Origin of the sequence: Flammeovirga pectinis (assembly GCF_003970675.1) — a bacterium.
In the GTDB taxonomy this organism is placed as follows: domain Bacteria; phylum Bacteroidota; class Bacteroidia; order Cytophagales; family Flammeovirgaceae; genus Flammeovirga; species Flammeovirga pectinis.
The window spans coordinates 1,069,970-1,083,230 of record NZ_CP034563.1 but is presented as its reverse complement, the minus strand read 5'-3'; the positions used below and the strand labels follow the sequence as shown (position 1 = coordinate 1,083,230).

Genomic DNA, 13,261 nt, shown 5'->3' with positions numbered 1-13,261 from the left:
CTTACCCGTTTTTTGTGCTTTCAATAATATTAAAAATCAACAATTTCTTCTGCTACCATTACACTTTGAATATAGGCAACAACTTCATCGTGCTCCTTGTACGTTATATACTTAAGAAAATCTTCTTTAGAGTTGAAAGTAATATACATTCCCACATCAAAAAAAGAAGCACCATAATTACCTACATTCACCCCAACATCAAGTACTTTGATTTCGGGAATAACGTCTTTAAGACTTTCTAATTTTTCTTTTACAATTATAGAAAGTTCAGCTTTTGATTTACCTTCTACGTTGTCTTTCAATTTCCATAATACAATGTGCTTATACATAGTCTATTATTAATAGTTAAATAATTAAAGATAATCCAATTGTATAAGATTTACTGACACTATTAATACCAATAGTAGTACCCATTTTACATAAATACCATAAAGTAATGATTTCAAATAAAGGTTGATATCAAACGATGCATTTAAACCCGATAACAATCTTAACGTATTCGTAACATAGTATACTATATAATTAATATTTAATTCAATATCAAACTAAATTCAAGTTATACATTTGCAGTGTTAGATGAAATGAATAGAGTTATTAATTATTTAGTTTATAATGAGTTATTTAAACAGACCTATATTTATATTTAGTTGCTTAGTGCTATTTTTAAGTACAAATATAGTATATGCTCAAACTATTTTAGATTCTTTAGATAATACAAGTGTTCAGCCTGTATATAAATACAATGCTAAGCAACTGAATCAAAAAGGTGGTGTGGTAAGTACTTTAGCCTTACAACAAGGTTCTCTAATTAATAGTAAAGCACAATTACAATACAGAGGATTATCACCTAGGTATAATGCAGTGTATATAGATGGTATTCTTGCACCAAGTACAGAGACTAGTACAAAGGCATTCTCTTTTAATGGTTTGCCATCTGGCTTTGTAAATTCTGTAAACGTATATACAAATGGTACAGCAGGGATAACTGGAGAGTTTACTGGTGCTGCTGTAGATATTCATACAAAGGCAAAAGTAGATAAAAATTTCACAACATTATCTGTAAATCTAGGCTTCTTACCCTATACAACAGGACAAGATTTTTATAAGCCTCAAAATTATGGGGGGCAGCAGACTTCTTTGGAGCAGGCGTAGAGAAAAGAAATTTTTCTGATGATATAGCCTCTCCAGATGAGATACAAAATATGTCTAGAAATGAAGCTGCTTTAGAAGCCCAAAAATTAGAAAATGTTTGGGGAGTGAATAAATCAAAAGCCTTACCAAATATGGGGTTATCTTATATTATGGGAAGAGACTTAGGAGGAAGTCGAGTAAAAGTTACCACAGTCAATGGTTTTACGTTTAATAAATCATCCAAAACATATTATGGTGATAGGTATGGTTACACTGGTTATACTACAGATGACAATGGGACTGTAACAGGTTCTAAAACTAAATATTATAACGATAACTATACATACAATCAAACCACAAGTACAAATTTAGTATCAAATTGGAATTTTGAATTCAGTCCAAAATCAAGCATTACGTTTTCGAATTATTATACTCATACAGCAAATAATATGTTCTCTGTTAGATATGGTTTAGATTATGATAACCAATATGAAAGAGTAGCTTATGCCACTGATTATGTTTCAAAATCAATGTACTTAAGTCGTGTAAACGGACATCATGTATTAGGAACAGATGAACAGACTACTTTAGATTGGGCTGCAGGGTATTCGCATACTACAAGAAAAGAACCTGATTATAGAGTAGCCGCTGCACAACGGTTATTAGGTACAACTGAAGATTTTTATTTACTGATTCCAAGAAGTTCAAAAGCAGATGCTGGAAGTAGGTATGCATCAATTTTAAAAGAAAATACATATTCTGGAAGAGTTGATTTCACAAGAAATATATCTACTTATAATGATGGTATTAAACTTAAAGCGGGTGTTTATACTGAATATTCTGCTAGAGGGTTTGATAGTAGATTAACTTCATTCGCACAGGATGATAATACAGATTATGAATTGAGATACCCTTCTGCTAGTGAAATAGGAAGTATTTTTGAATCAGAAAATTTTGGTGAGAATGGCTACTATATGATTGACGGAACAAGACCAACAGATGCTTATACAGCAGATAGTAAATTATTGGCTGAATATGTTGGTTTAGAAATTCCTGTAGCTTATAAAAGTAAACTTGGTGTAGGAGTAAGAGTAGAATCTTTTAATCAAACTTTAGTGTGCGATACTGTAAATGTAAATAACCAAAGTACAGATGTATTGCCTTATGTAAACTATGTAAAAGCAGACGATAAAGGTGGTGTTATAAAGATGTCTTATGCTAAATCAATCAACAGACCTGCATTTAGAGAATTAGCTCCTTTTACGTATTACGATTTTGAATGGCGTACCGATATAGCGGGTAACTCAGAATTAGAAAATACAGAAATTCAGAATATAGATTTCAGCTACTCCAAACAATTTATTTATGGGTTAAAAGTAAGCGGTTCTTTGTTTTATAAATACATGAATAACCCTATTGAGAAAGCCTATAAAATACGATCTGAAAGCCCGATGTTTACGTACGAAAATTCTGAATCAGCTCAATTGGCAGGGGTTTCTGTAGAAATTGCAACTCCTTTAAGTGCAAATAGACACCATTGGTTAAATAAAGTCCATGTAATGGTTAATGCTTCGTATATCTATTCTCAGGTACAATTGAGTGAAGAGTCTCAAGAAGCATCTTCTACTAGAGCATTACAAGGACAGGCGCCATATATTATAAATGCATCCATTAATTATACACACAACGATTTACTTTTTGCGGTAATGTACAATACACAAGGTAAGAGTTTATATACTGTAGGAGATGGACAAGAAACCTATCCTTGGTACTTAATGCCAACACATAATTTGGGTTTTATGGTAAAGAAAACCATGACAAAGAAATTAGATCTTTCGTTTAAGGCTGCAAATATTTTAAATGCAAAAGCAACTTTTTATGAAGATGGAAATATGGATGGAGAAATTGATCCAGGAAATGGAAGTGATAAGTTAATAAGAGAAGTACAGGTTGGTCCTTCGTTTACTTTTGGTTTAAGTGTTAAATTCTAAATCTTTTAAAAATGAACTATTTATATAAATTACTCATCGTAACAATATCTTTGTGTACCTCTTGTTCTATTAGCTCACCGTCTGATTATAATCCAGAACAACCAGCAGAAGGAGATGATGGTAGTGCAATAACAGGTACTGGAGATATAATCAATTGCTTATTTATAGAAAATAATACAACATATATTGATATTGATGAAGAAGATACAATTACATCTATTTCTGATTTAAAAGTAGAAGATGTTTTCACGTCCACTACATTTGGAAAAGAAAATTATAGAGATGAGCTCCCTTTATTAATTTCAACTTCTATTACTGATTTTGAATTAAATACGGCACTTCCTTCGTTTTTCGAAACTCCCTCTTACGTCGGTGCATTTGGTACTTCTGCAGCAGAAAGTTGGTCGACAAATTCAAATTGGTTTTTGATTGATCCTTCTACAAAAGAGTACAATTATAATGAAGAACAGGCAATTAAAATTAGTGGCGAAATTACAGAAGATATCACATTGTATGCAAACAAACAGTATTTACTAATAGGTCAAGTTTTTGTGCAAGAAGGTAAAACAATAACAATTGAGGCAGGGACAATAATTTTTGGATCTGGTAGAACAGGCGATGCTGAACCGGGCGTTTTAATTATTAATAGAGGGGCGAAAATTAATGCAAAAGGAACTGCCGAAAACCCTATAGTTTTTACATCCACAAAGGCAATCGGACAAAGAGATAGAGGAGATTGGGGTGGTTTGGTTTTATTAGGTAGATCACCCAACAATAAAGGAGAAGATGTTACCATTGAAGGGATTGATGCTACGGGTGGAAATGGACAGTATGGAGGAAATGATCCTCATGATAATTCTGGAATACTACAATATGTACGAATTGAATATGCAGGTATTGCTTTATCTCCTGGTAATGAGATTAATACCTTAACTTTAGGAAGTATAGGAGATAACACACAAATAGACCATATTATCACTTCTTTTGCAGGAGATGATGCCTATGAATGGTTTGGAGGTAATGTTAATCTTCATCATTTAGTAGCCTACAATACCTTAGACGATGATTTCGATACAGATGCAGGATATTCAGGGAATGTACAATATGTATATGTGTTGAGAAATGAATTGGCAGCAGACATTAGTGGGTCTAAATGTTTTGAATCTACAACATCTAAAAATGCAGGTGCATCACCTATAACATCTTGTGTTTTCTCTAATGTAACCGCAGTTGGTACATTATACTTAGCTGAAGGTTCTGATATGTACGATCCACAATTTCAGAATGGCATTAAGGCATCAAACTTTAGCAGTATTACAGTTACTAATTCTATTATTATAGGTTGCCCAATTGGTACACAAAATTACTAACTAAACCACTCTGCACTGAAAGTGCAGAGGTTTGGGGGTAGGACTGAAAGTCCTACGCTCACTTCCTCTTATTCCAACATGAAGTTGGAATTATCGTCCATATCGCTCCTATGATGTTCTAAATAGTCGTTGACCATTTCGTCTGTAATGTTACCTGTACTCCAAGCGCCGTAACCTCCTGCCCAAAAATGCTTACCCCAATACCTTTTTCCTAAACTAGGATATTCTTGTTGAAGTAACCTTGAAGTTCGACCTTTCATACGTTTCAAAATATCACTAAGACTTTTAGTCGGAGGGTACTCTATATGGATATGAACATGATCTTTACTTACAACTCCTTTTAGGATCTCAATACCTTCTGCTTCACAAATTTGAATGAGAAGAGATCTACATCGTTTTTGAATATCTCCTTCTAGAACTTGATAACGATATTTAGTCGCAAAAACTATATGGACGGTCAACCTAGTCACTGTATGATGACCTTTTCTATACTCATGTGTCATAATACTCAGAATGTAGTAGATTTTTTCGAAATACTAAAGTTCTGCACTGAAAGTGCAGGGTTTTAAACCCATTTATGAGACCAATAAAAAGAGGTGTCCTTAATTAAAAGACACCTCTACTAATACACTTAATAACCCATTTATAAGTGTTTATTTAATTAGTCTGCTTTTAGCAACTTTTATTACTATTGTCTACTATTTTATGACATTACAAAAGTAGATATTCATTTATCCAAGTAGTATAACTTTTCAATCATAGATTATCACTTTTGAATTAAAATTTTATAAACTCAAAGAAATTAAAACTATATTGCTTCAGCTTTAATTTTAATAAACTGTATTTTATATTAAAATGCTTCACGACCAACATATACAAACAAAAGGGAAGAGAAAAGATACAATTCCTCAGATAAAAAAAGACTTCATAGTTTTAGATACTGAGACTACTGGGTTGGATGCTGGTGTAGATGAAGCATTACAATTAAGTATAATAAATGATGATCGAGAGATACTTTTAAGTACTTATATAAAACCTAAGTTTAGAAAAACATGGCCGGAAGCTATGGCTGTAAACGGCATTACTCCAGAAATGGTAGAAGATGCTCCAGTTTACGACTTTGCCATGCAAGACATGATAAATGATTTAATAGAAGACAAGAATGTAATTATTTATAATGCTCCATTCGATATGGCCTATTTAGATCTTACAAATGCTAAGGGTGTGTATTGTGCTATGAATGTTTTTTCTACTGAAATAAAAAAAGAGTGGAACGACAAATACAATAACTACAAATGGCAACGTCTTTCTACAGCATTTAATCATTTTATTGATAAGTTAACTCTAGAGGATAAAATATTGTTAGATAATGCACATGATTCACTTTCTGATAGTTTTATGACACTTTTTGTTTGGCAAAAATTAATGGCAGAAGGCTTCCATAAAGGAAAAAATTACTTAGCTGATTTAGATTAACCTCTAAACTGTTTGTAATAGTACTCCTAACACATTTATCTTATTGAATAATATTTGATAAAATTCTTTAAATAGTTATATCTTTGTCACCTGTTTATCAAACAAACCTATACGATTTAACCAGAACTTTAAATTAACATGACAAATACGAAACCTTGTATCCTAGTAGTAGATGATGCTCCAGAAAATATTGACATTATCCGCGGTTTATTAGGAGAAGAATATAAAATAAAGATTGCTTTAAATGGTAAGAGAGCTTTAGATTTGGCGAAAGCAATTCCGCAACCAGATCTAATTTTACTTGATATCATGATGCCAGAAATGGATGGCTATGAAGTATGTGAAATCTTAAAATCTAATCCTGAAACTGCGCATATTGGTGTTATCTTTTTAACATCTATGGTTACGCCAGAAGATGAACAAAGAGGTTTCTTACTAGGTGCATCTGATTATATAACAAAGCCTTTCGATCCAGAGATTGTAAAAACGAGAATTAAAACTCGTATTGCAGTAACACAGAAAGAACGTTTACTTAAAGAACAAATTGAGCAATTAAAAAACGATTCTCTTCAAGTATTAGATGAAGGTAAACTTCAGAAAATTATTGAAATAGGAGAGAACGAAACATCAGAATTTAAATCGACACTTCGTTTTAATCTTTATACAAAAAAGAACGAGTCTAGAATGGAAAACCAATGTCTTAAAAGTGTTGCGGCATTTTTAAATGGCACAGGAGGTTATCTTTTTGTAGGTGTAGATGATGAAGGTGTTGCTTTGGGTTTAAAAAACGATGCGTTTAAAAACGAAGATAAATTAATGTTGCATTGGCATAATTTACTAAGAGAATATCTTGGTGCAGATATGGCTCAATGTGTTCATTCAAATATGCATACAATACAAGAGCAAAGAGTATTGGTTATAAAATGTGACCCTTCTCCAAGACCTGTTTTTATGTCTAGAGATGGAGATGAAGCTTTTTATGTTCGCATGGGTAACTCAAGTCAGTCACTAAAACCAAGTGAAATGCTTTCTTATGTTGACTCTAGGTACGGTAGTGCTCGTTAATTCTAATTATTAATATTATGCCCGAAAAATTATTAATCGAACACGATTATAAAAATTTAAGAGAAACAATATTCTTTGTTTTAGCTTCTTTACTAACCGGAATTGCGTTTGGCTTTTTTGGGTGGGAACTTTACAACTCTTATTCAGATTCTGAAACAGAAAATAAAATGATTTGGGAAGTATCTTCCTTACAAAAACAAATTATTTATTATGATGAAGTACTTACTACATCTACCCAGCTTGCTGCATTTACTGGAGATCCCCAATGGGAAAAAAAATACCGATTATACGAAGAGAAGTTAGATGATGCAATTAAAAATGTACTTGTTCTAGAAGAATCAAATGAGATTAGACAACTTCTAAACCAAACGAGTAGCGCTAACAAAAAGCTCATTGAAATAGAAGAAGAAGTTTTTACACATATTAATAAAGGGGAAACTGGTGAGGCTCTTGCATTACTTAATAGTAATGAATATTTAAAGCAAAAAGAGATTTATGCGAATTCTATGTTGCTTTTTTCAGAACAATTAGGTTCTCAAATCAAAAGAGTTTTTGATAAAAAAGTTGATAGAATTCAATTTGATTTAACGGGCGTAATTTTAGCAATTATAGGTGCCGTAATTGGATGGTTTTTAGTGTTTAGAAATAATAGAAAACTACACAAAAACTTATTCAAAAATAATATCACGCTTAACGAAAAATTAAGCGAGTTAGAAGAACTAAATGCTACGTTAGATTCTAGAGTAGAAAAAAGAACACAAGAGCTTACAATTTTTAGACGATTTGCAGATTCATCTTCCAACGGTTTTGGAATGGCGGATATGAAAGATCAATCAATTGTTTATGTAAATGATGCTTTAAAAGCTTTACTTGATGAAGATGAAATAGAAAGTGTCTACAGAAAAAATATTCAATCTTATTATACAGACGCATCTAAAGTAAAGATTGAAACAGAAATGCTTCCAAGCATTATGAAAAATGGGCATTGGACGGGTGAATTAGAAATGATTACGAACAAGAATAGACATCTATCTACAATGGAAAACTATTTCTTGGTTAAAAATGACAAAGGTGAACCGATGTATCTTGCTGATATCATAATGGACATCACCGAAAGAAGAGCAGCAGAAGAGGAATTACGTGAGGCAAAAATATTAGCGGAAGAAGCGGCAAGTGCAAAAAGTATGTTCTTGGCTAACATGAGTCATGAAATTAGAACGCCAATGAATGCCATAATGGGCCTTACAAATTTAGCGTTAGATACTAATTTAGACAACAAACAAAGAGATTACCTCAGAAAAATATACTTATCATCGAATAGTTTATTAGGTATTGTAAATGATGTTTTAGATTTCTCAAAAATTGAAGCAGGGAAAATGGATATTGAATCTATCCATTTCAGTTTGCAAGACGATGTTTTAGAGAATATCAAGAATGTTATTAGCCTAAAAGCACAAGAAAAAAATATAGATTTAAAGTTAGAATTACTAGATAATATACCTCAGTTATTAAAAGGTGATCCATTACGTTTATCTCAAATTATACTTAACCTTTTAAACAATGCAGTTAAGTTTACAAATAAAGGAGGCGTAACATTAAGAATCTCATTAAATCAATCTGCATCATTAGATGCAAAATTACTTGTAGAAGTTATTGATACGGGTATTGGTCTAACACAAGATCAAAAATCTAACTTATTTCAGGAGTTTAACCAAGCAGATACCTCTACTACAAGAAGATACGGTGGTACTGGTCTTGGATTGGCAATTTGCAGAAAATTAGTCAGTTTAATGGGCGGAGAAATTGGTGTTGATTCTGAATATGGAAAAGGATCTACATTCTGGTTCTCGATTAAAGTGGGCACAATTAGTGAAAATTCAATTGTAGCTAACCAACCTTATAAAATCAAAAGCCTTATAGGTAGTAGGGTTTTAGTAGTTGATGATAACAATGAATCTTGTATGATTCTTGAAAAATACCTAGATAATTTTGGGTGTAAAATTGATATCACAAACAGTGGGGAAGAAGCCTTAAATTTAATCGATGGTAATAACAAAACATACGATTTCATTTTAATGGATTGGAGAATGCCTGGTATGGATGGGGTGGAAACTACAAAAAGAATCCGCCAATTATCAAAAATCCATTCTGCAACAGATATCCTAATGGTTACTGCACACGATAAGGAAGAGTTAACGCAAGAACTTGGTGAAGAAGACGTTTCTGGGATTGTTGTTAAACCAATTTCTGAACAAGATTTACTCGATACTTTATTATCTAGATTTGGTTTTGCTAGTAAGACTAAATACAAAAAAGCAGTTGAGTTTCCTGAGAACGTAGTAGGAGCAAAGATCTTACTTGTAGAAGACAATGAGATCAATCAGATGATTGCCTCAGAAATTTTGGCTAAATATGGTGTATATATTGATATCGCAGAAAATGGTCAGAAAGGTGTAGATGCAGTTATTAATGCCTACGAAAGTGGAGAACCTTATGAAGGTGTATTAATGGATATTCAAATGCCAGTTATGGATGGATATTTAGCAACAACTGTACTTCGTGATGATGAGAGATTTGCCGAATTACCTATTATTGCCATGACTGCCAACGTTATGTCGCAAGATAGAGATAGAGCAAGAACAGCAGGAATGACAGATCACATTGCTAAACCAATAGAAAACAGTCATTTATTTGCAACTCTAGGAAAGTGGATTACTGCTAAACACCCTGAAAAATACTCTACACCTAAAAAGAAAAAAGTGATAAAAGAAGAACCACAGACAGTAGAATTGGAGGGAATAAATACCGAAGATGCTATTAAACGTTGTGGTGGTAATATTAAACTATACATTAGTGTATTACAGAAGTATTTATTAAAGCAAGCTGCTGTAAAAGAGACTTTATCAAATTTAGCTGCTAATAGCGATTATGAAGGCTTACAAGCTGAAGCTCATGCTATTAAAGGAGTAGCTGCAAACTTGGGTATTGCTAAAGTTCAACTTTCGGCAGAAACATTGGAACATTCTATAAAATACGCAAAAGGCTATAAAATTGAATATGTTGAAGATGTTATTCTTAAAGTGATGGAATCTATTATGGTAATCAATAATTATTTTGATGCACATAAGAATGAATCTGCTCCATTACAGAAAGCTCCTATTAAAGAAGCAGTTCAGATAGATATTACATCTTCTATAGATGAATTAAATGATTTACTTGCATCTGGCGATCCTGATGCGGGAAAAATTATTGATCAGTTACTTACTCAAGATCTTCCAGCAAAGAAAAAGGAAGTATTGAGAAATATGGGAGAACAAATTAGTAATTATGATTTTGAATCGGCTTTAGAGTTACTCAAAACAGTCTAATTTAATAGTCCTCTAAAAAGTCTCTTACAGTATGGAATTGTAAGAGACTTTTTTTTATGTGATTTATTGAAGTAAACTTACAATGAGATGTTTTTATTTTAATATAAAATCATATAAACGGGTATTATATTTTAAATGAAATCATGTATTTACATAATCAAATTTGATAGTATTATTATATTAAACGATTGATTAAATAATTGATAAGATTTTACATATAAAATGAATAAATAAGGTATTACTTAAAGTAAACTTAATATGTATCAATACTAGTTAGAATTGGACTCCAAAATAGTTTGTTCTATATTTACTGATGAATGAGAACGTATTTTTAATTAAGAAATACAAAATAATAAACTAACAATTTCAAACTAGTAATAACAGTTTGAGCTACCTAACAAGTAATATAAATGAACATTTTAATAAAAATCTTACTACTAACTCTTGTCTCTTCTTCAGTTTATGGACAAGGCTCTTTAATGTGGAAATTTGCTACAAATAACAGGAATTATTCATCTGCAATAATTGATAAAAACACACTATACATTGGAAGTGGCGATTCGTGCTTATATGCTTTAAACAAAGTAAATGGTCGTTTAAAATGGAAATACCAAACTGCAGGAGAAATTAAATCTAAACCACTTTTGTATAAGGGGACTGTAATTTTTAATAGTACGGATGGCTTTATCTATGCTGTAGATATTGAGAACCAACAATTAAAGTGGAAGTTTAAAACTAAAGGAGAAAAAAGACAAGATATCTGGGATTATTTTCTATCATCTCCTGTATATGCAGAAGGTAAAATATTTATTGGTAGTGGAGATGGAAACCTTTATTCAATTGACCCTGAGAATGGTAAATTACTCTGGAAATTTAAATCAAATGGTAGCATACACGCAACTCCATTGATCTATAATGAGAAAGTGTTTATAGGTAGTTTTGATGGTTTCTTTTATGCTTTAAATAGTAATAATGGAACGTTAATTTGGAAGTTTAAAACAGTTGGTGATGCTTATTTCCCTAAAGGAGAGATACAAAAAGGAGCAACAATATATAAAAACTCTGTGATTTTTGGGAGTAGAGATTACAACATCTATTCTTTAGATATAGAAACAGGCCGAGGAATGTGGAACATGAAAGAAAAAGGAAGCTGGATTATTGCTAGTCCACTTATTGTAGACGATATTGCCTATTTTGGCACCTCAGATTCTCATAGATTTTGTGGACTGTCTGCTGATAATGGCTATGAGAAATTTTCATTCCCATTAAATATGCGCGTCTATGGTGAAGCCATTTTGTTTGAAGATGATATATACTTTGGTTGCTTTAATGGTAAATTATATAAGATAGATCGATCAGAAGAAAAATTAGTGGAAATTTTCCAGACTACTGCAAGCAAGGAAAACTATAATACAGTCTATAATGAAAAGGAAGTGTTTAAAGATGGCTTTGAGTTGTACGGAGAGGATTTTAAAGATGCAGAAGAAAAGATCCTTAATTTAGGTTCAATTATATCTACACCAATAATTGAGGACGAAACTATATATTTCTCAGATGCGAACGGGTATATATATGCCTATAATCTAAAGTTAAATAAATAAAATTCTAACGTAATTACTCTATTCATTCTAAAATAATAGATTATCATATAATATTGATTATGTTAAATAGAATTTTTGTGATTTGTAACAATATAAGTTATTAGATAGTAACAATAGAAGATCTAATTTAATTAAGAAGGTTTGAGCTTTTGATATTTTGGGTATATAAAATATTAAATCTATTTTGGTTTAACCTAAATATAAAAACCTATGATTAATAAAATTACACTCCTATTTACATGCCTTTTGTTTTTATCTATTGATATTATTTTTGCTCAGAGTTATCCAACATATAAAAAAGAACGGCACGAAACTATTCTTCATGGTGATACATTAGTTGATGATTACTTTTGGATGAGAAATCGCAAAAAGGAAATTAAAAAAAAACTAACTAAAGAAAATGAATTCTTTGAGAATGCTTTTAATCCTACTTCTCTCCTAGTTGATAGTTTATATAACGAGATGTTACAACTAACAAATTTAGATAGAAAGTCTTTACCTGTTTTTAAAAATGGATATTGGTATTTAACAACTAGTCCTAAAGATAAAGATTTTCCGATCTACAAACGTTGGAAAGAAAATGAGACAGAAGCTGATGCAAAAGTTTTTTTTGATTGTAATATATTTACTCAAAAATTTAAAGCGTATATAACAGATATTGAGTCAATTAGTCCTAATGGTAAGTATATAGCTTTTAGTGTAGATAAAGATGGTAGTGATATTAAGGATTTATATATTCTTGAAGTAAAAACACAGAAAATATTAAAAGATCATATAAAAAAAGTAAGCACTGTACTATGGGCAAACGATAATGCTACTTTATTTTATACTAAAGACGATAATATCACAAATAGAACAAATGAATTATATAAACATCAATTAGGTAATAAAACGGATATATTATTATTTAATGAAAAGGATGCTACTTATAACTTAGATATTTATAAATCAAAATCTCAAGATTATATATTCCTAGCTTCTATTAGTAAATCTGACAATAAAATAAGTTATATCAATGCTAATTTAGCTAATTCAAAATTCAAAGAATTAATACCATTGTCAAAAAATATAGAGCATAATATTACCCAAGCTGGAGAATATTTTTACGATTTCAATAATACAAAAGGAAACAGGTTTGCTCTTTACAAAACTTCTATAGATTCAATAAATAACTGGGTCGAAATATATTCTCCAAAAGAGGGTGAATATATTGATGATGTTATTCCTTTTTTAATTAACTGTCTCGTCCTGAATTAGTG

10 protein-coding genes are annotated in these 13,261 nt (G+C 31.3%); 8 read left to right on the top strand and 2 right to left on the bottom strand.

Annotated elements, in window-relative coordinates:
- Positions 1 to 29: 29 nt before the first annotated feature.
- Positions 30 to 329, bottom strand: coding sequence for a Dabb family protein (locus EI427_RS24310; RefSeq protein WP_126619962.1), 300 nt, complete (start codon positions 327 to 329; stop codon positions 30 to 32).
- A 283-nt stretch (positions 330 to 612) separates the two neighbouring features.
- Here EI427_RS24310 and EI427_RS24305 point away from each other — a divergent pair, with 283 nt between their 5' ends.
- The 3 genes from EI427_RS24305 to EI427_RS24295 are packed head-to-tail and all read left to right on the top strand — an operon-like array spanning position 613 to position 4,492.
- A complete protein-coding gene (locus tag EI427_RS24305) occupies positions 613 to 1,152 on the top strand; it encodes a TonB-dependent receptor plug domain-containing protein (RefSeq protein ID WP_126619960.1) in 540 nt (179 codons plus the stop codon).
- 50 nt (positions 1,153 to 1,202) lie between these two features.
- A complete protein-coding gene (locus EI427_RS24300) occupies positions 1,203 to 3,122 on the top strand; it encodes a TonB-dependent receptor (protein WP_126619958.1) in 1,920 nt (639 codons plus the stop codon).
- Positions 3,123 to 3,133: 11 nt separating this feature from the next.
- A complete protein-coding gene (locus EI427_RS24295) occupies positions 3,134 to 4,492 on the top strand; it encodes a hypothetical protein (protein WP_126619956.1) in 1,359 nt (452 codons plus the stop codon).
- 68 nt (positions 4,493 to 4,560) lie between these two features.
- Here EI427_RS24295 and tnpA read toward each other — a convergent pair whose 3' ends face one another.
- A complete protein-coding gene (tnpA, locus tag EI427_RS24290; RefSeq protein WP_126615292.1) occupies positions 4,561 to 4,995 on the bottom strand; it encodes an IS200/IS605 family transposase in 435 nt (144 codons plus the stop codon).
- Between the two features lie 352 nt (positions 4,996 to 5,347).
- Here tnpA and EI427_RS24285 point away from each other — a divergent pair, with 352 nt between their 5' ends.
- The 5 genes from EI427_RS24285 to EI427_RS24265 all read left to right on the top strand — a co-directional run bounded on the left by EI427_RS24285 (position 5,348) and on the right by EI427_RS24265 (position 13,259).
- Positions 5,348 to 5,968: a 3'-5' exonuclease gene (locus tag EI427_RS24285; RefSeq protein ID WP_126619954.1), complete on the top strand. Its 621-nt coding sequence runs from the start codon at positions 5,348 to 5,350 to the stop codon at positions 5,966 to 5,968.
- Positions 5,969 to 6,106: 138 nt separating this feature from the next.
- Positions 6,107 to 7,033: a response regulator gene (locus EI427_RS24280; protein WP_126619952.1), complete on the top strand. Its 927-nt coding sequence runs from the start codon at positions 6,107 to 6,109 to the stop codon at positions 7,031 to 7,033.
- Between the two features lie 17 nt (positions 7,034 to 7,050).
- Positions 7,051 to 10,401, top strand: a complete 3,351-nt coding sequence (locus EI427_RS24275) for a hybrid sensor histidine kinase/response regulator (RefSeq protein ID WP_126619950.1) — start codon at positions 7,051 to 7,053, stop codon at positions 10,399 to 10,401.
- A gap of 410 nt (positions 10,402 to 10,811) precedes the next feature.
- Entirely contained in the window at positions 10,812 to 12,002 is a 1,191-nt protein-coding gene (locus EI427_RS24270) for an outer membrane protein assembly factor BamB family protein (protein WP_126619948.1), read from the top strand.
- 210 nt (positions 12,003 to 12,212) lie between these two features.
- Positions 12,213 to 13,259, top strand: coding sequence for a S9 family peptidase (locus EI427_RS24265; RefSeq protein ID WP_126619946.1), 1,047 nt, complete (start codon positions 12,213 to 12,215; stop codon positions 13,257 to 13,259).
- The last annotated feature ends 2 nt before the right edge of the window (positions 13,260 to 13,261 follow it).

Coding starts and splice junctions, on each gene's coding strand:
- EI427_RS24310 (WP_126619962.1), bottom strand. CDS start 329: ATGTATAAGCACATTGTATTATGGAAATTGAAAGACAACGTAGAAGGT.
- EI427_RS24305 (WP_126619960.1), top strand. CDS start 613: ATGAGTTATTTAAACAGACCTATATTTATATTTAGTTGCTTAGTGCTA.
- EI427_RS24300 (WP_126619958.1), top strand. CDS start 1,203: ATGTCTAGAAATGAAGCTGCTTTAGAAGCCCAAAAATTAGAAAATGTT.
- EI427_RS24295 (WP_126619956.1), top strand. CDS start 3,134: ATGAACTATTTATATAAATTACTCATCGTAACAATATCTTTGTGTACC.
- tnpA (WP_126615292.1), bottom strand. CDS start 4,995: ATGACACATGAGTATAGAAAAGGTCATCATACAGTGACTAGGTTGACC.
- EI427_RS24285 (WP_126619954.1), top strand. CDS start 5,348: ATGCTTCACGACCAACATATACAAACAAAAGGGAAGAGAAAAGATACA.
- EI427_RS24280 (WP_126619952.1), top strand. CDS start 6,107: ATGACAAATACGAAACCTTGTATCCTAGTAGTAGATGATGCTCCAGAA.
- EI427_RS24275 (WP_126619950.1), top strand. CDS start 7,051: ATGCCCGAAAAATTATTAATCGAACACGATTATAAAAATTTAAGAGAA.
- EI427_RS24270 (WP_126619948.1), top strand. CDS start 10,812: ATGAACATTTTAATAAAAATCTTACTACTAACTCTTGTCTCTTCTTCA.
- EI427_RS24265 (WP_126619946.1), top strand. CDS start 12,213: ATGATTAATAAAATTACACTCCTATTTACATGCCTTTTGTTTTTATCT.